The following is a 19,279-nucleotide window of genomic DNA, read 5'->3' as shown; positions in this document are numbered from 1 at the left end:
CGTGGCAGGCGCTATGGCAGGCCTTCTTCATACTGCTTCCTCAAGAATGATATCGGCGATGCGCTCGGCGGCATCGACCTTGGCCAGGGCACGCGCGGCTTGCGCCATCTGCATGCGGCGGGCGGGATTTTCGGACAGTTCGCGCAGCAGTGCGGCAATGCCGTCGGCCAGCGTTCCGTCCTGCTTCAGCAACACGGCCGCGTTGCGCTCCACCAGGTACTCCGCGTTGCGGGTCTGGTGGTCATCAACGGCGGCGGGGAATGGCACCAGCACACTGCCCACGCCCACCGCGCACAGCTCGGCCAGGGTGGATGCGCCGGAACGGCACACCACCAGGTCGGCCCAGGCGAAGGCGTCGGCCATGTCGGCGATGAAGGGCGTGATCTCAGCCTGCACACCGGCCTTGGCATACGCCTCGACCGCTTCGGCGTGCATCTTCTCGCCGCTCTGGTGGCGCACCTGCACCGGCACGCCGGCGCCCAGCGCGGCAATGGCCTGCGGCACGCCGGTGTTCAGCGCACGTGCGCCCTGGCTGCCACCAACCACCAGCACGCGCAGCGCACCGTGGCGGTCGGCGAAGCGCTGTTCCGGCGGTGCGATGGCGGCGATTTCCGCGCGCACCGGGTTGCCGACGAACTCCTCGCCCTTGGCGAAGGTGCCGGGGAAGCCGGTCAGCAGGCGGCGCGCATAGCGCGACAGGATGCGGTTGGTCAGGCCCGGCGCACGGTTCTGTTCATGCACGATCAGCGGCAGGCCATGCAGGCGCGTGGCCATGCCACCGGGGCCAGAAGCAAAGCCACCGAAGGCGACCACCGCACGCGGCTGGCGCTGGCGGATGATCATGCCGGCCGCGCGCAGCGCGCGCATCAGCCGCCATGGGGCGGCCAGCAGGGCCAGCTTGCCCTTGCCGCGCAGCCCGGTGATGGCCAGCGTATCGATGTGGATGCCGTGCTGCGGCACCAGGCGGGTTTCCATCGCGCCGTCGGCGCCCATCCAGGTGACCGGCACGCCACGTTCGCGCAGCACGCGGGCCACGGCCAGGCCGGGGAAGATGTGGCCGCCGGTACCGCCGGCCAAAATCATCACCGGGCGGTTGCTGGCGGTGGTGGTCGGGGCGGCACTCATGACAGCCTCCCGAAGGTCGGTTCAATGCGCGACTGCAGGCGGCTGGTGCCACGCGCGGCGGCCGAAGGCGCTGCCGCGGCCGCCGTGCTGGCCGCAGCGTTGGCCACCGAAGGCGCCGCTGCCGGGGCCGCCGGGGCTGCCGGCGCGCTGGCCGCTGCCACCGGTGCGCCTTCGTCGGCCGCGCCGATGCGTACGGCCTGACGGCGCTCGGCGCGCTTCAGTTCGTAGGACACGCGCAGCAGCAGGCCCATCGCCACGCAGGTCATCAGCACCGACGAACCGCCGGACGAAATCAGCGGCAGGGTCAGGCCCTTGGTCGGCAGGATACCCAGGTTCACGCCGATCGAAACGAAGGTCTGCATGCTGATCCACAGGCCGATGCCGAAGGCGATGTAACCGGAGAAGTGGCGCTTCATTTCCACGCAGCGCATGCCCAGCCAGAAGGTGCGGCCCACCAGCAGCGCATACAGGGCGATGATCACGCAGGTGCCCAGGAAGCCGAATTCCTCGGCGGTGACCGAGAAGATGAAGTCGGTATGCGCTTCGGGCAGGTAGTACAGCTTCTGCACCGAATTGCCCAGGCCCACGCCGGTCCACTCACCGCGACCCACCGCCATCAGCGCGTTGGACAGCTGGTAGCCGTCGCCCTGCTGGTCGGCCCACGGGTCCAGGAACGAGGTGATGCGGCGCATGCGGTACGGCTCGATGATGGCCAGTGCGCTCATGCCCACCAGGCCGATCACCACCGGCATCGACATGCGCGGCATGTTCACCCCGCCCAGCACCAGCATGCCGGCGGTGATGGCCAGCAGCAGGGTGGAGGAACCGAAGTCGGGCTGCAGCAGCAGCAGCACCACCAGCGCACCGGCCACGCCCAGCGGCTTCAGCATGGCCGGCCAGGTCGCGTTCACTTCATCGCGGAAGCGCACCAGATAGCTGGACAGCCAGACGATGTAGAGCACCTTCACCGCTTCCACGGTCTGGAACTTGGAAATACCCAGGTTGATCCAGCGGCGGGCGCCGTTCACGCTGCTGCCCAGGCCGGGAATGAACACCACCAGCAGCAGCGCGAAGCAGCCCAGCAGCAGCACCTGGTTGTACTGCTCGATCGACTTCAGTTCGGTGCGCGCGGCGATGACCGCCAGCACGATGCCCACCGCCAGGAAGATCAGGTGGCGGTTGAGGTAGTAGAACGGGCTGCTCATCAGCGCGATCGAACTGGACGCCACCATCACCACGCCCACGCCCGTGAGCGCGATGATCGCGCCCAGCAGCCACTTGTCGTAGCTGCCTTCGATGGCTTCAAGGCGGGTTGCCTGGCGGGACAGGTCGTTCATGCTCAGCGCACCTTCAACGTGGCCAGGCCGATCAGCACCAGCACCACCGAGATGATCCAGAAGCGCACGATCACGCGCGGCTCGGGCCAGCCCTTCAGTTCGAAGTGGTGGTGGATGGGCGCCATGCGGAACACGCGCTTGCCGGTCAGCTTGAACGAGGCGACCTGGATCATCACCGACAGCGTTTCGATGACGAACACGCCGCCCATGATCACCAGCACCAGTTCCTGGCGGGTGATCACTGCGATCGTGCCCAGCACCGCGCCCAGCGACAGCGCGCCGATATCGCCCATGAAGACCATGGCCGGATAGGTGTTGAACCACAGGAAGCCCAGGCCCGCGCCGGCAATGGCCGCGCAGATGATGACCAGCTCACCGGCGCCGGGAATCTGCGGAATCTGCAGGTAGTTGGCGAACACCACGTTGCCCGACGCATAGGCGAACACGCCCAGCGCGCAGGCCACCAGCACGGTGGGCATGATCGCCAGGCCGTCCAGGCCGTCGGTCAGGTTCACCGCGTTGGAGAAGCCGACGATCCAGAAGTAGGCGATGGCCACGAAGCCGATGCCGGCCAGCGGCAGCGCCACCGACTTGAACATCGGGATGTAGAAGGTCAGCGCCGCCGGCACATCGGCGGTCTGGAACAGGAAGATGCCCGCGGCCAGACCGAAGATCGACTGCAGCAGGTACTTCCAGCGCGACTTCAGGCCGTTCGGGTCGCGGCGCACGATCTTGATCCAGTCGTCGTACCAGCCGATGGCACCGAAGCACAGCATGACCGCCAGCACCAGCCACACGTAGCGGTTGCGCAGGTCGGCCCACATCAGCACCGACAGGGTGACGGTGAGCAGGATCAGCGAACCGCCCATGGTGGGCGTGCCGGCCTTGGAGAAGTGGGTCTGCGGGCCGTCGGTGCGGATCGGCTGGCCGCCCTTGAACTGGGCCAGCCGGCGGATCACCGCCGGGCCAAGCCACAGCGACAGGAACAGCGCCGTCAGCGCGGCCAGGATCGCGCGGAAGGTCTGGTAGTTGAACAGCCCGAACAGGCTCTCCAACTGCTGCAACCATCGAGCCAGTTCATACAACATGCGGGGATTCCTCTCCTTGCGCCAGCAGCGCTTTGACGATCAGGTCCATGGCACTGCCACGGGAACCCTTGACCAGGCAGCGCACACCAGCGTGCAACTCGTCCTGCAGCGCCTTCGACAGCGCATCATGGGTGGCGAAATGGCGGCCACCTTCACCGAAGGCAACCGCGGCGGCGGCGCTGAGCGGGCCCAGCGCATACAGACGCTTCAGGCCGGCCGCGCGGGCGCGCAGGCCGGCCTGCGCGTGCAGGGCCTCGGCATCGGGGCCCAGCTCGCGCATGTCACCCAACACCAGCCAACCCTCTTCCGGCGCCGCGGCCAGGGCATCGATGGCCGCGGCCAGCGAACCGGGGTTGGCGTTGTAGCTGTCATCGACCAGCACCGCACCGCTGTGCAGGGTGTGGGCGATCTGGCGGCCCGGCACCGGCTGCGCGGCAGCCAGGCCGGCGGCCACCAGGTCCAGGCCGATGCCTGCGCCCAGTGCCAGGCTGGCGGCGGCCAGCGCATTGCTGATGTTGTGGCGGCCGGGCAGACCCAGCACCACGCCCACCTCGCCCTGCGGCGATACCAGGGTGAACTGGCTGCCCTGCGCACCGGCGCGGATATCGCGCGCGATGAGGTCGGCGCTGTGTTCCAGGCCATAGCGCAGCACCCGGCAACGGGCCGGGGTACCAATGAAATGCTGTTCGAACCAGCGGCCGTAGGCGTCGTCCACGTTGATCACCGCCACGCCATCGGCCGGCAGCGATGCGTAGATCGCGCCCTTGGTGACCGCAACGCCGAGCAGGCTGCCCATGCGTTCCAGGTGCGCCGGTGCGATGTTGTTCACCAGCGCGTAGCGCGGGCGGGCGATGTCGGTCAGGTAGGCGATGTCGCCCGGCTTGCCGGCGCCCATCTCGTAGACGGCGTAGTCGGCATCTTCCGGTGCATCGATCACCGCCAGCGGCAGGCCGATCTCGTTGTTGCGGTTGCCCGGGTTGGCGTACACCACCTTGTGGGCGTGCGCGGCCACCTGCTGCAGGATCGACAGCAACAGGCTCTTCACGCTGGTCTTGCCGTTGCTGCCGGTGATCGCGAACACCTCGGTGCCACGGTCGCGCTGCATGCCGGCGGCGATCCTGGCCAGGGCCAGTTCGCTGTCGGCCACCAGCACCTGCGGCACGTCCAGCGGCAGCAGGCGCTCGACCAGCAGCGCACTGGCGCCGCGCGCGTGTGCGTCGGCGGCGAAGTCATGGCCGTCGAAACGCTCGCCGCGCAGGGCCACGTACAGGCTGCCCGCGCCCAGGCTGCGGGTGTCATTGCTGACCGCGTCGATGGCCACGTCGTCGCCGTGGATCTCGCCACCGGCCCAATGTGCGATCAGCGAAAGCAGGGTGCGCTTCATGCCGCGCCCTCCCCTGCGAGCACACCGGCCTTGGCGGCCAGCGCGGCCGCCGACACTTCGGTATCATCGAAGTCGTGGCGCACGCCCTTCACTTCCTGGTAGGGCTCGTGGCCCTTGCCGGCGATCAGGATGATGTCGCCCGCACCGGCGCGCTTCACCGCCAGGCCGATCGCCCGCGCGCGGCTGCGCTGCACGGTCACGGCCGAGGCGTCGGTGAAGCCGGCCAGGATATCGGCCACGATCGCATCGCCGTCTTCGCCACGCGGGTTGTCGTCGGTCACGATGACCTGGTTGGCCAGGCGCTCGGCAATGGCCGCCATCTGCGGGCGCTTGCCGGTATCGCGCTCGCCACCGCAGCCGAACACGCAGTACAGCGTGCCCTGCAGGTGGCCGTGCAGGCTGTCCAGCGCCTGTTCCAGCGCATCAGGCGTGTGTGCGTAATCCACCACCACGGTGGGCAGGCCGTTTTCGCCGCCCAGACGGTTCATGCGGCCGCGGATCGGCTTCAGCGCCGACAGCACGGCGGCGATGCGCTGCAGCGGCTGGCCCAGTGCATGCAGGCTGCCGGCCACGGCCAGAAGGTTGTCCACGTTGAAGCGACCCAGCAGCGGCGACTGCACTGCAGCGCGCGCGCCGTCGATCACCAGTTCAAAGCCGATGCCACGGCCATCCAGCTGCAGGGCTTCGGCACGCACGCGGGCGCCCTCGGCGCCACGCGAACTCAGGCCGATGGGCTGCACGCCGGCCGGCAGACCCGCGAACAGCTGGCGACCGAACGCATCGTCCAGGTTCACCACCGCGGCCTTCAGGCCGGGGCGATGGAACAGACGTGCCTTGGCCGCGCCGTAGCTGGCCATGTCGCCGTGGTAATCCAGATGGTCGCGGGTGAGGTTGGTGAACACCGCCACGTCGTAGTGCACGGCATCCACGCGACCCTGGTCGAGCGCATGCGAGCTCACTTCCATCGCCACGGCCTGCGCACCGTCGGCGCGCAGCTGCGCCAGCAGCGCATGCATCTGCAGCACCAGCGGGGTGGTGAAGCCGGTCGGTTCCACCGCACCATAAAGACCGGCACCCAGGGTGCCGATACTTCCACTGGGCGTGCCGAGCAGGTGCCAGGCCTGGGCCAGCAGCTGCACGGTGGAGGTCTTGCCGTTGGTGCCGGTCACGCCGACCATGGTCATCGCGCGCGACGGCGCGCCATGGAACTGGTCGGCCATCGCGCCCAGGCGGGCGCGCAGGCCGGGCACGGCGATGGCGTCGGCCGGCGCAGGCAGTTCGGCCGGGGCCGGCGGTTCAAACAGGATGGCGCTGGCGCCGGCGGCACGCGCCTGGTCGACGAAGCCCAGACCATGGGCGCCGAAACCGGCAATCGCCACGAAGGCATTACCGGGGCGCACGGCACGGCTGTCCAGCACCAGGCCGGTCAGAACGGGATCATTGCCCGCCAGGGCAACGTCGGGAAGCAACTGCGAAAGCAACATCGAAGGGCTCATTGCGTGCCTCCCGCGGGCGGGGCCGGCACATGGTTCTGCGCGCTGGGCAGCGCGGCGTCGAATTCGGCGGCGGCATCGGCCGGCAACGCGGTTTCAGCCGGCGGTGCCGGCAGGATGGACGCCGAATGGCCCATCTTTCCGGACTGCTGGGCGGCCAGCCACGACTGCAGGTCGTCCAGCGGCACATCCATCAGCCGCAGGGTGCCTTCCATCACGTTGTGGTACACCGGCGCCGAGACCAGACCGCCATAGAACTTGCCGCCCTGCGGGTCGTTGATGACGATGACGGTGGCAAAGCGCGGGTTGGTGGCCGGCACCACGCCGGCAAACAGCGAGTTGTAGTGGCCACGCTCGTAACCGCCCGGGCCGGCCTTGCGTGCCGTACCGGTCTTGCCGGCCACGTGGTAGCCCAGCACCGCCGCCTGCTTGGCGCCGCCCTGGGTCACCACGGTTTCCATCATGGCCACCACTTCCTTGGCCACGGCCGGATCGATGATCTGCTTGCCTTCGTTGCGCTGGCCCTTCACGAAGGTCGGCGCGATCAGCTTGCCGCCGTTGGCCAGGGCCGAATAGGCCGTAGCGATCTGCAGCGGGGTGACATTCAGGCCGTAGCCGTAGGACATGGTGGTCTTGGTGGCGCCATCCCAGTTGCCCGGGCGGCGCACCACGCCACCGGATTCACCGGGGAAACCACTGTGCGGCACCGAGCCGTAGCCGAAACGACGCACACCGTCATAGAAGGTCTGGTCGGTCATCTTCGCGGCGATCTTGGCCGCGCCGATGTTCGAACTGCGGGTGATCACGCCGGTCACGTTGAGCACGCCGTTGTTGCGCGGCACATCACGGATGGTGAAGCGGGCCACGGACATGTAGCCCGGGTTGGTGTCGATGATGGTGTCCTTGGTCACCACCCCGGCCTGCAGCGCCGTGGCAATGGTCAGCGGCTTCATCGTCGAGCCCGGCTCGACCAGGTCGGTCACGGCGCGGTTGCGACGCGTGTCCGGCACCGCACCGTTCAGCGAATTCGGGTTGTAGGTGGGCAGGTTGACCATGGCCAGGATCTCGCCGGTGGCCACATCCATGATCACCATCGAACCGCCGGCGGCCTTGTTGGCCACCAGTGCGTTGCGCAGTTCCTTGAATGCCAGGTACTGGATGCGGCGATCGATGCTGAGGGTCAGGTCCTTGCCCGGCTCGGCGGCGCGCAGCAGATCGCTTTCCACCGTTTCGCCCTTGCGGTTGCGGATCACCCGCTTGGCGCCGGCCTTGCCACGCAGCCATTCGTCGAAGGCCAGCTCCAGCCCTTCCTGGCCGCGGTCGTCGATGTTGGTGAAGCCCAGCACGTGCGCCATCGCCTCACCCTGCGGGTAAAAGCGGCGGAATTCGCGCTGCGCGGCCACGCCCGGAATCTTCAGCGCCACCACCTTCTCTGCCTCGTCCGGATTGATCCGGCGGCGCAGGTACATGAATTCCTTGTCCGACTTCTGCGACAGACGGCTGCTCAGTTCGTCCACCGACATGCCCACGGCCTGGGCCAGCTCGGGAATGCGCTCGGGCGAGCGCAGCAGGTCCTGCGGGTTCACCCAGATCGAGGCGACCGGGGTGGACACCGCCAGCGGCTCGCCGTTGCGGTCGGTGATCATGCCGCGCGAGGTCTTGATCGGCAGCTCGCGCAGGTAACGCGCTTCGCCCTGGCGCTGGTAGAAATCGGCGTTGACGATCTGCACGTAGGCGGCGCGGCCGACCAGCGAGACCGAACACAGGCCAAGCGCCAGGGCGACCCAGCGCAGGCGCTGGCGCAGGTTGAAGGCGTTGCGCGGGCGGTTGCGGCCGGTCTTGCTCATGGGCGCACCACCACCACGTCGGCGGCTTCAGGGAACTTCATGCCCAGCTTTTCGCGCGCGATGCGGTCCACCCGGTTGGCCTCGGCCAGGGTGGCCTGTTCCAGCTGCAGGCGGCCGAATTCCAGATTGATGTCATCGCGCGTACGCTCGGCGCGCGACAGCTCGATGAACGTCTGCCGGTGACGGTGACGCACGAACACGACGCCGATCGCCGAGGCCACGGTGCAGGCCAACAGGATGATCAGCAGCAGCCGGCTCATGCATCGGCCTCCCGCTTCTGCGCCACGCGCAGCACGGCGCTGCGGGCACGCGGGTTGGCGGCCAGTTCTTCGTCGGTGGCCTTGATGGCGCCGCCGATCAGATCCAGGGTCGGCACGAACACTTCTGCTTCGGGCAGGCGGCGGTTGGCCGGCGGCGCCTTGGCCAGGCGGTTCATGTACTGCTTGACGATGCGGTCTTCCAGCGAATGGAAGCTGATGACCGCCAGACGGCCGCCGGGCTTGAGCCGTTCCACGGCCGCGTCGAGCCCGGCTTCCAGATCGGCCAGCTCGCGGTTGATGTGGATGCGGATGGCCTGGAAGCTGCGCGTGGCCGGGTGGATCTTGTCTTTCCCACGCGGCATCACCGAGGCGATCAGCTCGGCCAGTTCGGCAGTGCGGGTGAACGGCTGCTTCTCGCGGCGGGCCACGATGGCACGGGCGATGCGGCGGCTCTGCCGCTCTTCGCCGTAGGTCCACAGCACGTCGGCGATCTCGCGATCTTCCACGCGATTGATCCACTGCGCGGCGCTTTCACCGCTGTCCGGGTCCATGCGCATGTCCAGCGGACCGTCCTTGCCGAAGCTGAAGCCGCGTTCGGCCACGTCCAGCTGCGGCGAGGACACACCCAGGTCGAACAGCACGCCGTCCAGGCCTTCGGCCGTCTCGTTCCACTGCAGCAGCTGGGCGAAGCTGCCACGGAAGATGGACACGCGCGGGTCCGGCGCGAAATCGCGCTCGGCAACGGCAATGGCTTCCGGATCCTTGTCCATGACCAGCAGGCGCCCCTCGGGACCGAGCTGGGTAAGCACGCCACGTGCATGACCGCCACGACCGAACGTGCCATCCAGATAACGTCCGTTTTCGATCACCCTCAGGCCTTCGATGACCTGGGTGTACAGGACCGGCAGGTGCACCGCCGGCGACTGCGACACCGGAAGGTGACCGGTCTGCGCTTCTGGGCGCATCCGGGCACCCCGGCTCACAACTTCAGGTCGAGAAGCCCATCACCCAGATCCTCGTCAGACAATGTCTGCTGGATCAGGGCCCGATGCGCCTGCTCGCTCCACAATTCAAACTTGTCGCCCATACCGAGCAATACCGCCTTCTTTTCAATGCCCACCGCACCGCGGTGGCTGGCGGGAATGCTGATACGACCGTTGCCGTCCAGCTCGAGGTGGGCGGCCGAGCCGACCAGCTTCTGCTGCAACAGGCGCACGACGCGCTGGGTGTTGGGCTTGGACATCACATCGTCGCGGACCCGTTCCCATTCCGACTCTGCATACAGCCACAGGCAGCCGGCTTCGAACGGGTTGTAGGTCAGGACAAGACGGTTGTTGCTGGCACGCGCGACCAGGTCGCGGTAGGCGGTGGGAACCGCCATGCGTCCTTTGTCGTCAACTGTGATGGCCGTCTCGCCCTGGAACACGACGCGTGCACCTATCCTTCGCCCGGTGAAACATTGAACCACGAAAACCCACAAAACACCCGGATTTCCCTCTGATGCCCACCTTAGCAGCGGGCGAAGGGTTGTCAACAACTTTTCAGCAGGGAAATCGCCTGCCGCATCAATGGCTTGCAGCAATGTTTAGAGAATTGTTCAAGGCTTATCCACAAGTTGCTGATCCGTCTCAATTTTTGAGATTGAACCGAAGTTCAGGGGCGTGCAGAGGGCGTGAAACATCGGCCGCGCATTCATCCAGTTCGCGCTGAAAGCGGCGCCACACTGCGCAAACCGGGCACAATGACGCCATGTGCCTGCTTGCTCTTGGCTGGCTTCAGCACCCGCGGTGGCGGTTGGTGATGGTCGGCAACCGCGATGAGTTCCACGCCCGCCCCACGGCGGCGTTGGCCCCCTGGGAAAACGAACCGGCGATCATCGGCGGACGCGACCTGCGCTCGGGTGGGGGCTGGGCCGGGGTGGGCACCGCGGGCCGCATGGCGGTGGTGACCAACGTGCGCGACCCGCTGGCCGCACAGAGTGGGCCGTCACGCGGCGCACTGGTGGCCGATTTCCTGCGCGGGCGCGATCCCGCCGGCGCGCACATGGACCGCCTGGCCGCGGTGGCCGGCGCCTACGCCCCGTTCAACCTGCTGCTGGCCGATGGCCAGACCCTTGAGTATCTGGGCAACCACCCCGCCGAACGGCAGACGCTGGACGCGGGCGTGCACGGCATGTCCAACGGCGCCCTGGACGCCCCGTGGCCGAAGACCCGCCGACTGATGGCCGCGCTCTCGGCCTGGCTGGAAGAAGAAGGGGTCGGATCCCTTTCGCAAAGCGAAAGGGCTCTGACCCCGGATCTGACCCCACTCTGGGAAGCCCTCGCCGACGAACACCGCCCCGCCGACAGCGACCTGCCCGACACCGGCATCGGCCTGGAGCGCGAGCGCTGGCTCAGCCCCGCCTTCATCCGCGGTGACGACTACGGCACCCGCGCCAGCACCGTGCTGCTGATCGACCACGACGGCCGCGGCCAGATGCACGAGCGCCGCTTCGGCGCACAGGGCGCGTTCCTGGGCGAAAGCCACGCCGCGTTCTAGGTAGAGTCGAGCTTGCTCGACTGTCCTCACGTGGCGCAATGCAGTCGAGCAAGCTCGACTCTACGCACGAGCGGCTCCACGCGTGGGCGTGCCTAGTAGATCCACGCCATGCGTGGATGGGCCGCGTTCCCGGTAGATCCACGCCATGCGTGGACGCGCTTGGTAGATCCACGCCATGCGTGGATGGGCCACTCGAAAAAGGAGGCGGAGCCGGCCGATAAGCCGGGTTCTGTCGTGGACAGTCATTCCTCTAGGCGTTACGTCACCGCAACGCTCAAGCAACCTACCCGGATCCAACGCGGGCCGCGCCAAAGGATCCCTATTTGGTCTTGCTCCAGGTGGGGTTTGCCGTGCCGGTCTGTTACCAGACTCGCGGTGCGCTCTTACCGCACCATTTCACCCTTACCAGCCTTCCGAAGAAGACGTAGGCGGTATCTTTCTGTTGCACTTTCCGTCGGCTTGCGCCGCCCAGGCGTTACCTGGCACCTTGCCCTATGGAGCCCGGACTTTCCTCGGCACCCCCGAAAGGATGACGCGACTGTCTGGCCGACTCCGCCAGCGCACATTCTAACTTACGCGCGGCCTTCCTGCCGGGTTGATCGCGGCATGCAACACATTCCTCCACGCGTGGCGCGGATCTACCGGCCCTTTTCCTGCGCCATCACCGCTGCACGCGACTCCAACTCGACCACCACCGTCAGTTCACGCACCAGTGGCTGCGAACCGTTCCACTCCGTACGCCGCACGCGCACGTCCACACGGTCGCCCGGCGCGTGGAATTTCAACGCCTGGCCGACACCGAACACGGTTTTCACCCGGGTGCCTGCCACCGCCAACACTTCATCGCCCATGCGCAGGCCCGCCCGGCGGGCCGGGCCTGGGCCAGGCTCGGACTCGATCAAGGCCGGCCCACCCATCTGAACGCCGAGGACCGGACGCAGCGCATCGCTGCGCGTCTCCCCTTCCCCGGCCTTCTCGCGCGCCAGCTCGGCGGCGCCCAGCAGGGCATCGTCCAGCCCCGCATCGAAATAGGGCGCGTTGTCCACGAACCCGGCACATTGCCATGGCGTACGCTCAGGCACCCGCGTGCGCGCCGCGCGCAGGGCCTGCTGCAGCTCGCGCCACTGCGCCGCACTGACATGGCGCTGCTGGCCGTCCACCAACTGCTGGTAGGCCGCCTCGATCTGCACGCGGTTGCCGGCGTCGCCCTGCAGACACCCGTCGTAGTTCTCCAGCGCGTCGCGCGCCGTACGGTAGGTCAGGTACCTGCCGTAATGGCCGGCCGACTGCAGCCGCTTGAATTCCACCAGCCCCGGATCGAACAGCGCGTAGCCGACGTACTCCGGGCCGAGGTCCGCTTCGCTGATGGGCGCGTTTGTGCCGGCCACCGCCAGCAGCAGGGGCAGTGCAATTGCCAACATCCTCATTCCTCCTTGAAGGGGACGGGTCGGAGCCCCTGCGGGATCCGACCCCGTTCGCAGCGCTATCGGCCTGCCCCCGGAACACGGAATCTTAGCGCCGTTCCATTTTGTCGGTACTTATTCACTTATCACCTGCATTATGGAACACTCGGCGCATGATGGACCCGCTTGCCCTTGCCAAGGCATTGATCCAGCGAACGGGCGCGGCACGCTCGCGCGATCTGGTGCGCGCTGGGGTTGCCCGCACGCAGCTGTCGCGACTTGTGGCCCGGGGCGACCTGCAACGGCTGTCCCGAGGTGTGTACGTCCTGCCGGACCAGGGTTCGGTGGAAGGACAGGACGGGCTGCAGGTTGTCGCAGCGCGCTCGGCTTCGCCGCGGCTGTGCCTGCTGAGTGCCCTGCGCCAGCACGGCCTGACCACCCAGAACCCGTTCGAGGTCTGGATTGCCATTGGCAACAAGGATCGTGCTCCCCGTATCGACTGGCCGCCGCTACGTGTTGTCCGCATGTCGGAAAAGACACTGGAGGCGGGGCTGGAGCCCCTGCCGGCCGGACCCCGATCGATGCGCACCACCTGCGTGGCCAAAACCGTTGCCGACTGCTTCAAGTACCGGAATCTGGTGGGGATGGACGTTGCCATCGAAGCGCTGCGGGATGCGCTGCGCGAAGGCGCGACCACGGCGGATGAGCTGTGGTTGTATGCACGCCTGTGCCGCGTTGCCAGACTGATGCGCCCGTACCTTGAAGCACTGGCATGACCTCCTCGCCCTCGTCAGACCGCATCCGCTCCCTACGGCAGCGGCTGCGTGACCGCGCCCGGGAGCGCAACGAAGACTTCCAGCTCGTCCTCGATCGCTTCGCGGTAGAGCGGATGCTGTACCGATTGTCGATGTCCCCTTACCGACAGCAGTTCCTGCTGAAGGGCGCGATGCTCTTTGCGATCTGGTTCGACGCTCCCCATCGACCGACCCGCGACGCCGACTTCCTGGGGCATGGAGCGGCTGACCCGCAGCAGCTCATGCGCATCGTGCACGATCTATGTGCCATCGAACTGGACGATGGCTTGCAGTTCGACATGGCCTCGCTGGCCATCGACGCGATACGCGAAGGCTCCCACTACCAGGGATTGCGCATGAGGCTCTGCGCTCAACTGGGTAATGCCCGCTGTCATGTGCAATGGGACGTGGGATTCGGGTATGCCGTTCCCCAACCGCCACCGGAGTGCGACTACCCGGTACTGCTCGATGAATTCCCATCACCGCGATTGCGGGTCTACCCGCGGGAAGCCGTCTTCGCCGAAAAGCTGGAAGCCATCACCGTGCTGGGCATCGCCAACAGCAGGATGAAGGATTACTTCGACCTGCTGGCGCTCACGCGCGAGGGTGAGATGGCGAAGCCCGCACTGGTGGCGGCGATAAACGCGACGTTTGAACTACAGGGAACACGCTGGTCGCCGGCGCTGCCCTTCGGCCTGTCAGAAACGTTCGCCGGCGATCCCCAGAAGCAGGCGCAGTGGACCGCATTCCTGCGCAGGAACCGCCTTCAGGCCGAGCCTCTGGATGCCGTTGTGAGGGACATCAGCGCATATGTCCGCGCCCTCAAGGCATAACGCGGCTAGGGTCGGAGCCCCTTCGGGGATCCGACCCCGTTCGCAGTAGAGCCACGCCTTGTGTGGCTGCGTCCATGACTCAACTTCCGTACAACGCCTTGCGCGGGGCGCCGGTCAGCTCGGCGGCCAGCTTGGCGGCGGTGGACGGCGGCAGGTGCTCGCTCAGCTTGGCGTAGACCCGGCGGCCCTCGGCCAGCTTGGCTTCTTCGTCGTCGCCGGCGCCCTGCACCATCACCACGAACTCACCCTTGCGCTGGTTGTCGTCGGCTTCCACCCGCGCCAGCAGGCTGGCCAGATCGCCATCGAGCACGGTCTCGAACAGCTTGGTCAGCTCACGCGCCAGCACCGCCGGGCGGTCGCCGCCGAAGATCGCGGCCATGTCGGCCAGCGATTCGGCAATGCGGTGCGAGGATTCATAGAACACCATCGTGCGCACTTCACCGGCCAGCGCCTGCAGGCGGTCGCGGCGGCCGCTGGCCTTGGCCGGCAGGAAGCCCTCGAAACTGAAGCGGTCGCTGGGCAGGCCGGCCACGCTCAGCGCGGCAATGGCGGCGCAGGCGCCCGGAATGGGACTGACCTTGATACCGGCCGCGCGGGCCGCGCGCACCAGACGGAAGCCCGGGTCGCTGACCAGCGGGGTGCCGGCATCGCTGACCAGTGCCAGCGATTCGCCGGCCTGCAGCCGCGACACCAGGCGCTGCGCCAGGGCCTCTTCATTGTGTTCGTGCAGGGCCACCAGTGGCTGCTGGATGCCGAAATGGGACAGCAGCTGACCGCTGCGGCGGGTGTCTTCGGCACAGATGGCCGCCACCGAGCGCAGCACCTCCTGCGCGCGCGGGCTCAGATCGGCCAGGTTGCCGATCGGCGTGGCGACGACGTACAGGGTTGGCACACTCATTTCAGCGGTACTCACGGGGCAAGGGTAGAATCGTAGCGTGTACCTGGCCAAGGCCGCTGCCCTCATCGCATGGACCCGATCATGAACAAGCCCGCCGCACGGATCTCCGCCCTGTCGCTCTCGCTGATGCTGCTGGCCGGTTGTGCCACCACCAGCCTGACCAGCGCCCCTGAATCGCCGGCCCAGAGCCAGGCGCTGGCGCTGATTGAACAGGGCAAGCCGCGCGACGCCGCCCTGCAGCTGGAAGCGCAGGCCGCGACCCTGCGCGGCACGGCCCGCAGCAATACCCTGGCCGACGCGGCCTGGGCCTGGCATCTGGCCGGTGACAGCGCCCGCGCGCGCAGCCTGCTGGGCCAGCTGACCGCCCGCCAGCTGAGCGGTGCCAGCCTGCAGCGCTTCCAGCTGGCCAGCGCAGAGCTGGCACTGGCCGACAAGCAGCCGGCGCAGGCCCTGGCCCTGCTGAAGGAGCACGGCGACAACGTGCACCCCAGCCTGCGCACCCGGTGGTACCTGGCCCGCGCCAGCGCCCTGCAGGCCAGCGGTGACAGCTTCGCCGCCGCGACCGAGCGTGCCCGCGCCCATGCCGGCCTGACCGGCACCGCCCGCAACGAGAACCAGGCTGCGATCGCCGGCCTGCTGGGCACGCTGGACGATGCCACCCTGCGCAGCCGCGCCGCCGCGCTGCCGGCCAACGACCCGCTGTACAACTTCGCCGGCCGCGCCCTGATTGCGCGCGGCCTGCCGCTGCCGCGCCCGTTCGACCGCGACGGCGCGGCCCAGTTCGACACCAGCAAGCGCCCGCCGGCCATGAGCGATGGCTACCGCCCGCCGGCGAAGATGGCCGTGCTGCTGCCACTCAGCGGCCGCCTGGCCACCGCTGCACAGCCGGTGCGTGATGGCCTGCTGGCGGCGTACTACGGCGAAAGCCGGCGCCGCCCGGAGATCAACTTCTTCGATACCGCCGGCACCCCGGCCGGCGCCCTGGCCGCCTATGACAAGGCGGTCGCCTCAGGCGTCGACTTCGTGGTTGGCCCGCTGGGCCGCGACGAGGTGGACGCGGTGTACGGCCGCGCGCAGCTGCCGGTGCCGGTGCTGGGCCTGAACCGTGGCAAGGACGCACCGCCGGCCGGCAGCGCCGGTTTCTCGCTGGCCCCGGAAGACGATGGCATCGTGGCTGCCGAATACCTGCGTGGCCGCGAGCGCAGCAAGGCGCTGGTGATCAACAGCAGTGACGACACCGGCCGCCGCGCCGCCGCCGCCTTCGCGCAGCGCTTTGCCCAGCGCGGTGGCACGGTTGCCGCCACCGTCAGCATCAGCGACGCGGTGGGCGACGTGGGCGCGCAGGTCCGCAACGCGGGCCAGGTCGATGCCGTGTTCCTGGCCGTGCGTGCGCCGCAGGCCCGCCTGCTGGCCCCGCAGCTGGCCCTGGCCGGTGCCGGTGGCGCCACCCGCGTGGGCACCTCGCAGCTGACCACCGGCAGCGGCAAGGTGGAAGAAGACGTGGCGCTGGACGGCATCATTTACCCGAACGAAGCCTGGAACGTGCGCAGCGTGTCCGGCCTGCCGTCGGCCGCCCAGGTGGCACAGACCCTGCCCAGCGCGCGCGGTGCGGCCAGCCGCCTGTTCGCCTTCGGCGCCGATGCCTGGAAGATCAGCGCCTACCTGGAAAAGCTGTCCAACGAAGGTGGCCTGGATGGCGCCACCGGCACGCTGTACCTGGACAGCAACGGCAACATCCTACGCCAGCCGGCGTGGTCCACCTTCAGTGGTGGCCGCCCGATGCCGATCGCCGGTGGTCGCTGAGCATCTGCAACGGGGCTCGGCGGTGGAAGCCGCCGCCGAGCAGCACCTGCAACAGGCCGGCCTGCAGCCGCGCGCGCGCAACGTGCGCTACCGCGGCGGCGAACTGGACCTGGTGATGGAAGACGCCGGCACCGTGGTGTTCGTGGAAGTGCGTTACCGCGCGCGCTCGGACTTCGGTGGCGGTGCTGCTTCAATCGATGCGCGTAAATGCCGCCGCCTGGCCCATGCCGCGCAGCTCTACCTGCAGGACCATCCCGCGCTTGCCGATGCGCCTTGCCGCTTTGATGTGGTGGAAGCTACGGGCGAGCCGCCGCAGCTGTCCTGGCTGCGTGATGCGTTCCGGTTGGATGATTGCTGATGGGTAGCGTCCGTTTTGGTAGAGGCCGACCTTGCTCGGCGCTTCTGTGCCAACCAAGGTTGGCACCTACCAGAGCGCAGCAAGGTTGGCGCCTGCCAGAGCGCAGCCTGGCCGGCACTACCGTGGTGCGTGACTGATGCCGTCGATCATCACCCATGCCGCTGTGCCGCTGGCGCTGTGGTGCGCCGCGGATCGTGGCCGCATTCCGGCGTGGCTGCTGGCCGCAGGCGTGGTGGCGGCGATGCTGCCCGATGCCGATGTGCTGGCGTTCGTGCTGCACATTCCCTATGCCGATGCGTTCGGGCATCGCGGGGCCAGTCATTCGCTGCTGTTTGCCGGCGTGCTGGCGATGTTGGCAGCGTTGTGGTGCCTCCTGTGCCAACCAAGGTTGGCACCTACCCAGCGAGGGCCAACGGCGGCGTCGACCGTACAGGCGGCGGTATTCGTCTTCATCTGCGCCGCCAGCCATCCCCTGCTCGACGCCATGACTTCCGGCGGCCTGGGCGTTGCCCTGGCCTGGCCGTGGAGCGAACAGCGCTTCTTCGCACCGTGGCGGCCGATCCGCGTATCGCCCTTCGCGCCGCAGTTCTTCAGCGCACGTGGCGTGGCCACGCTGCTATCGGAACTGTGCTGGGTGTGGCTGCCGCTGACCGGTGCTGTTATTGCCTGGAAGTTGATTCAACCCGCCCCTGCTGTCCCGCGAGAACCGTCATGAGTACTGCCCTGCCCGCCGCCCTGGTTGCCGAACTGTCCGTCCTGCTGGGCGCGGAGGGCTGGCGCATGGATGACAACGCGCTGGAAACGAACGCGCAGGACAATTCCTGGCGCCGGCAGCGCCCGGCGGCCGTTGCGCTGCCAGCCGATATCGAACAGGTGCAGGCGCTGGTGCGCGTGTGCCGTGCGCATGGCGTGGCACTGGTCGCGCGCGGCGCCGGCACCGGCACCACGGGTGCGGCGGTGCCGCTGCCGGGCAGCATCGTGCTGTCGTTCACCCGCATGGACCGCATCGTCGAGATCCGCGCGGGCGACCGCTGCGCCGTGGTGCAGCCCGGCGTATTGAACGGCACCCTGCAGCAGGCGCTTGCGCCGCATGGCCTGTTCTGGGCACCGGACCCGTCCAGCGCGGAGATCTGCAGCGTGGGCGGCAACCTGGCCTGCAATGCCGGTGGCCCGCGCGCGGTGAAGTACGGCACCAGTCGAGACAACGTGCTCGGCCTGGTGGCGGTCACCGGTACCGGCGAGGTGATCCGCTGCGGCGGTGCCTACACCAAGGATTCCACCGGCTACGACCTCACCCACCTGCTGGTGGGCAGCGAAGGCACCCTGGCCCTGATCGTGGAAGCCACCTTGAAACTGACCCCGCTGCCGGTCAGCCAGGCCGGCCTGCGCGTGCTGTACCGCGATGCTGATGCGGCCGCCGCAGCCGTATCGCGACTGATGTCGCAACCGGTGGTGCCCACGCGTCTGGAATTCATGGATGCACGCAGCCTGGAGTTGTTGCGCTTGAACGGCGCCGAGGTGCCGGAAGCCGGCGCGATGCTGCTGGTTGAAGCCGATGGTGACCACGACACCCTGCCCTACCTGCTGCAGGCGCTGGCCACCGCGGCCGAGGGCGACAGCATGATCGAACTGGACGTAGCGATGGAAGGCCGCGCGCGTGACCAGCTCTGGGCGGCACGCAAGGCGTTGTCGCCGGCGCTGCGCACCGTCGCACCGGGCAAGATCAATGAAGACGTGGTGGTGCCGGTGTCGCGCATTCCGGAACTGGTGGCCGGTGTGCAGGCATTGGCACGCGAGTACACGCTGACCATCGTCACCTTCGGTCATGCCGGCAACGGCAACCTGCACGTCAACATCCTCTATCACCCCGATGATGCCGACGAGAACGCACGCGCGCACGCCGCGCTGCCGAAGATCTTCGAACTGACGCTGGCACTGGGTGGCACGTTGTCCGGCGAGCATGGCATCGGATTGGCCAAGCGCGATTTCATGGCGCAGGCGTTCAGCCCGGCCACGCTGGCCACGATGCGCGCGATCAAGGCCGCGCTGGATCCGGATGGGATTCTCAACCCGGGCAAGGTGCTGCCGCCGGTGTGATGCGTGATTGATCGGGGTCGG

Annotated in this window: 18 protein-coding genes and 1 other RNA gene; 7 read left to right on the top strand and 12 right to left on the bottom strand. The window is 68.0% G+C overall.

What is annotated here, in order from left to right; translation table 11 throughout:
* Nucleotides 1–27: 27 nt before the first annotated feature.
* From murG to mraZ, 9 genes are read right to left on the bottom strand one after another with little or no spacing between them, the layout of a single operon-like run.
* Nucleotides 28–1,125 (bottom strand): undecaprenyldiphospho-muramoylpentapeptide beta-N-acetylglucosaminyltransferase, encoded by a 1,098-nt coding sequence (gene murG / locus C1931_RS03410; RefSeq protein ID WP_108755417.1) that lies wholly within the window; start codon nucleotides 1,123–1,125, stop codon nucleotides 28–30.
* Complete coding sequence (gene ftsW / locus C1931_RS03405) at nucleotides 1,122–2,462, bottom strand: putative lipid II flippase FtsW (RefSeq protein ID WP_108755416.1); 1,341 nt, start codon at nucleotides 2,460–2,462, stop codon at nucleotides 1,122–1,124. Before ftsW ends, murG begins: the two co-directional genes overlap by 4 nt.
* Nucleotides 2,463–2,464: 2 nt before the next feature.
* On the bottom strand, nucleotides 2,465–3,550 hold the full coding sequence (mraY, locus tag C1931_RS03400) for a phospho-N-acetylmuramoyl-pentapeptide-transferase (protein WP_108752178.1): 1,086 nt from the start codon (nucleotides 3,548–3,550) through the stop codon (nucleotides 2,465–2,467).
* Entirely contained in the window at nucleotides 3,540–4,934 is a 1,395-nt protein-coding gene (gene murF / locus C1931_RS03395; RefSeq protein WP_108755415.1) for a UDP-N-acetylmuramoyl-tripeptide--D-alanyl-D-alanine ligase, read from the bottom strand. Before murF ends, mraY begins: the two co-directional genes overlap by 11 nt.
* A complete protein-coding gene (locus C1931_RS03390) occupies nucleotides 4,931–6,430 on the bottom strand; it encodes a UDP-N-acetylmuramoyl-L-alanyl-D-glutamate--2,6-diaminopimelate ligase (RefSeq protein WP_108755414.1) in 1,500 nt (499 codons plus the stop codon). The genes murF and C1931_RS03390 overlap by 4 nt, the downstream gene beginning before the upstream one ends.
* Complete coding sequence (locus C1931_RS03385) at nucleotides 6,427–8,274, bottom strand: penicillin-binding protein 2 (RefSeq protein ID WP_108755413.1); 1,848 nt, start codon at nucleotides 8,272–8,274, stop codon at nucleotides 6,427–6,429. Before C1931_RS03385 ends, C1931_RS03390 begins: the two co-directional genes overlap by 4 nt.
* Nucleotides 8,271–8,534 (bottom strand): cell division protein FtsL, encoded by a 264-nt coding sequence (gene ftsL, locus C1931_RS03380; protein ID WP_108748523.1) that lies wholly within the window; start codon nucleotides 8,532–8,534, stop codon nucleotides 8,271–8,273. The genes C1931_RS03385 and ftsL overlap by 4 nt, the downstream gene beginning before the upstream one ends.
* Entirely contained in the window at nucleotides 8,531–9,499 is a 969-nt protein-coding gene (gene rsmH, locus C1931_RS03375) for a 16S rRNA (cytosine(1402)-N(4))-methyltransferase RsmH (protein WP_108755412.1), read from the bottom strand. Before rsmH ends, ftsL begins: the two co-directional genes overlap by 4 nt.
* Before the next feature lie 14 nt (nucleotides 9,500–9,513).
* Complete coding sequence (gene mraZ, locus C1931_RS03370; protein ID WP_004143635.1) at nucleotides 9,514–9,960, bottom strand: division/cell wall cluster transcriptional repressor MraZ; 447 nt, start codon at nucleotides 9,958–9,960, stop codon at nucleotides 9,514–9,516.
* Nucleotides 9,961–10,283: 323 nt separating this feature from the next.
* Here mraZ and C1931_RS03365 point away from each other — a divergent pair, with 323 nt between their 5' ends.
* Nucleotides 10,284–11,072 carry an NRDE family protein gene (locus C1931_RS03365; protein WP_108755411.1) on the top strand — a complete coding sequence of 263 codons (789 nt, stop codon included), beginning with the start codon at nucleotides 10,284–10,286 and terminating at the stop codon, nucleotides 11,070–11,072.
* 202 nt (nucleotides 11,073–11,274) lie between these two features.
* On the opposite strand, the gene rnpB is transcribed toward C1931_RS03365, so the two are convergent.
* Nucleotides 11,275–11,626, bottom strand: an RNA gene (gene rnpB, locus C1931_RS03360) — RNase P RNA component class A.
* An 84-nt stretch (nucleotides 11,627–11,710) separates the two neighbouring features.
* On the bottom strand, nucleotides 11,711–12,493 hold the full coding sequence (locus C1931_RS03355) for a PDZ domain-containing protein (RefSeq protein WP_159095446.1): 783 nt from the start codon (nucleotides 12,491–12,493) through the stop codon (nucleotides 11,711–11,713).
* Between the two features lie 155 nt (nucleotides 12,494–12,648).
* Between C1931_RS03355 and C1931_RS03350 the strand changes: the two genes are divergently transcribed.
* Together C1931_RS03350 and C1931_RS03345 are read left to right on the top strand one after the other, a co-directional pair.
* Nucleotides 12,649–13,251: a type IV toxin-antitoxin system AbiEi family antitoxin domain-containing protein gene (locus C1931_RS03350; RefSeq protein WP_108755409.1), complete on the top strand. Its 603-nt coding sequence runs from the start codon at nucleotides 12,649–12,651 to the stop codon at nucleotides 13,249–13,251.
* Nucleotides 13,248–14,102, top strand: a complete 855-nt coding sequence (locus tag C1931_RS03345) for a nucleotidyl transferase AbiEii/AbiGii toxin family protein (RefSeq protein ID WP_108755408.1) — start codon at nucleotides 13,248–13,250, stop codon at nucleotides 14,100–14,102. Before C1931_RS03350 ends, C1931_RS03345 begins: the two co-directional genes overlap by 4 nt.
* Nucleotides 14,103–14,181: 79 nt before the next feature.
* Here C1931_RS03345 and rsmI read toward each other — a convergent pair whose 3' ends face one another.
* Nucleotides 14,182–15,000: a 16S rRNA (cytidine(1402)-2'-O)-methyltransferase gene (gene rsmI / locus C1931_RS03340; protein ID WP_108752172.1), complete on the bottom strand. Its 819-nt coding sequence runs from the start codon at nucleotides 14,998–15,000 to the stop codon at nucleotides 14,182–14,184.
* Between the two features lie 81 nt (nucleotides 15,001–15,081).
* On the opposite strand from rsmI, the gene C1931_RS03335 reads away from it, so the two are divergent.
* The 4 genes from C1931_RS03335 to C1931_RS03320 all read left to right on the top strand — a co-directional run bounded on the left by C1931_RS03335 (nucleotide 15,082) and on the right by C1931_RS03320 (nucleotide 19,258).
* Nucleotides 15,082–16,803: a penicillin-binding protein activator gene (locus tag C1931_RS03335; RefSeq protein WP_108757639.1), complete on the top strand. Its 1,722-nt coding sequence runs from the start codon at nucleotides 15,082–15,084 to the stop codon at nucleotides 16,801–16,803.
* Nucleotides 16,766–17,161 carry a YraN family protein gene (locus C1931_RS03330; RefSeq protein ID WP_108755407.1) on the top strand — a complete coding sequence of 132 codons (396 nt, stop codon included), beginning with the start codon at nucleotides 16,766–16,768 and terminating at the stop codon, nucleotides 17,159–17,161. The genes C1931_RS03335 and C1931_RS03330 overlap by 38 nt, the downstream gene beginning before the upstream one ends.
* A 136-nt stretch (nucleotides 17,162–17,297) precedes the next feature.
* Nucleotides 17,298–17,876: a metal-dependent hydrolase gene (locus C1931_RS03325; protein ID WP_108755406.1), complete on the top strand. Its 579-nt coding sequence runs from the start codon at nucleotides 17,298–17,300 to the stop codon at nucleotides 17,874–17,876.
* The gene (locus tag C1931_RS03320) at nucleotides 17,873–19,258 is read left to right on the top strand and encodes an FAD-linked oxidase C-terminal domain-containing protein (protein WP_108755405.1); all 1,386 of its coding nucleotides are present in this window, start codon (nucleotides 17,873–17,875) and stop codon (nucleotides 19,256–19,258) included. Before C1931_RS03325 ends, C1931_RS03320 begins: the two co-directional genes overlap by 4 nt.
* Nucleotides 19,259–19,279: the final 21 nt, after the last annotated feature.

The sequence above is a fragment of the Stenotrophomonas sp. YAU14A_MKIMI4_1 genome (assembly GCF_003086855.1).
GTDB lineage: Bacteria > Pseudomonadota > Gammaproteobacteria > Xanthomonadales > Xanthomonadaceae > Stenotrophomonas.
The sequence above is the reverse complement of the archived record's forward strand: the minus strand, read 5'-3'. Positions and strand labels throughout refer to the sequence as shown.

Bases quoted from the DNA above. Each gene is read 5' to 3' on its own strand.
- murG (WP_108755417.1), bottom strand. From the start codon at position 1,125: ATGAGTGCCGCCCCGACCACCACCGCCAGCAACCGCCCGGTGATGATT.
- ftsW (WP_108755416.1), bottom strand. From the start codon at position 2,462: ATGAACGACCTGTCCCGCCAGGCAACCCGCCTTGAAGCCATCGAAGGC.
- mraY (WP_108752178.1), bottom strand. From the start codon at position 3,550: ATGTTGTATGAACTGGCTCGATGGTTGCAGCAGTTGGAGAGCCTGTTC.
- murF (WP_108755415.1), bottom strand. From the start codon at position 4,934: ATGAAGCGCACCCTGCTTTCGCTGATCGCACATTGGGCCGGTGGCGAG.
- C1931_RS03390 (WP_108755414.1), bottom strand. From the start codon at position 6,430: ATGAGCCCTTCGATGTTGCTTTCGCAGTTGCTTCCCGACGTTGCCCTG.
- C1931_RS03385 (WP_108755413.1), bottom strand. From the start codon at position 8,274: ATGAGCAAGACCGGCCGCAACCGCCCGCGCAACGCCTTCAACCTGCGC.
- ftsL (WP_108748523.1), bottom strand. From the start codon at position 8,534: ATGAGCCGGCTGCTGCTGATCATCCTGTTGGCCTGCACCGTGGCCTCG.
- rsmH (WP_108755412.1), bottom strand. From the start codon at position 9,499: ATGCGCCCAGAAGCGCAGACCGGTCACCTTCCGGTGTCGCAGTCGCCG.
- C1931_RS03365 (WP_108755411.1), top strand. From the start codon at position 10,284: ATGTGCCTGCTTGCTCTTGGCTGGCTTCAGCACCCGCGGTGGCGGTTG.
- C1931_RS03355 (WP_159095446.1), bottom strand. From the start codon at position 12,493: ATGTTGGCAATTGCACTGCCCCTGCTGCTGGCGGTGGCCGGCACAAAC.
- C1931_RS03350 (WP_108755409.1), top strand. From the start codon at position 12,649: ATGATGGACCCGCTTGCCCTTGCCAAGGCATTGATCCAGCGAACGGGC.
- C1931_RS03345 (WP_108755408.1), top strand. From the start codon at position 13,248: ATGACCTCCTCGCCCTCGTCAGACCGCATCCGCTCCCTACGGCAGCGG.
- rsmI (WP_108752172.1), bottom strand. From the start codon at position 15,000: ATGAGTGTGCCAACCCTGTACGTCGTCGCCACGCCGATCGGCAACCTG.
- C1931_RS03335 (WP_108757639.1), top strand. From the start codon at position 15,082: ATGAACAAGCCCGCCGCACGGATCTCCGCCCTGTCGCTCTCGCTGATG.
- C1931_RS03325 (WP_108755406.1), top strand. From the start codon at position 17,298: ATGCCGTCGATCATCACCCATGCCGCTGTGCCGCTGGCGCTGTGGTGC.
- C1931_RS03320 (WP_108755405.1), top strand. From the start codon at position 17,873: ATGAGTACTGCCCTGCCCGCCGCCCTGGTTGCCGAACTGTCCGTCCTG.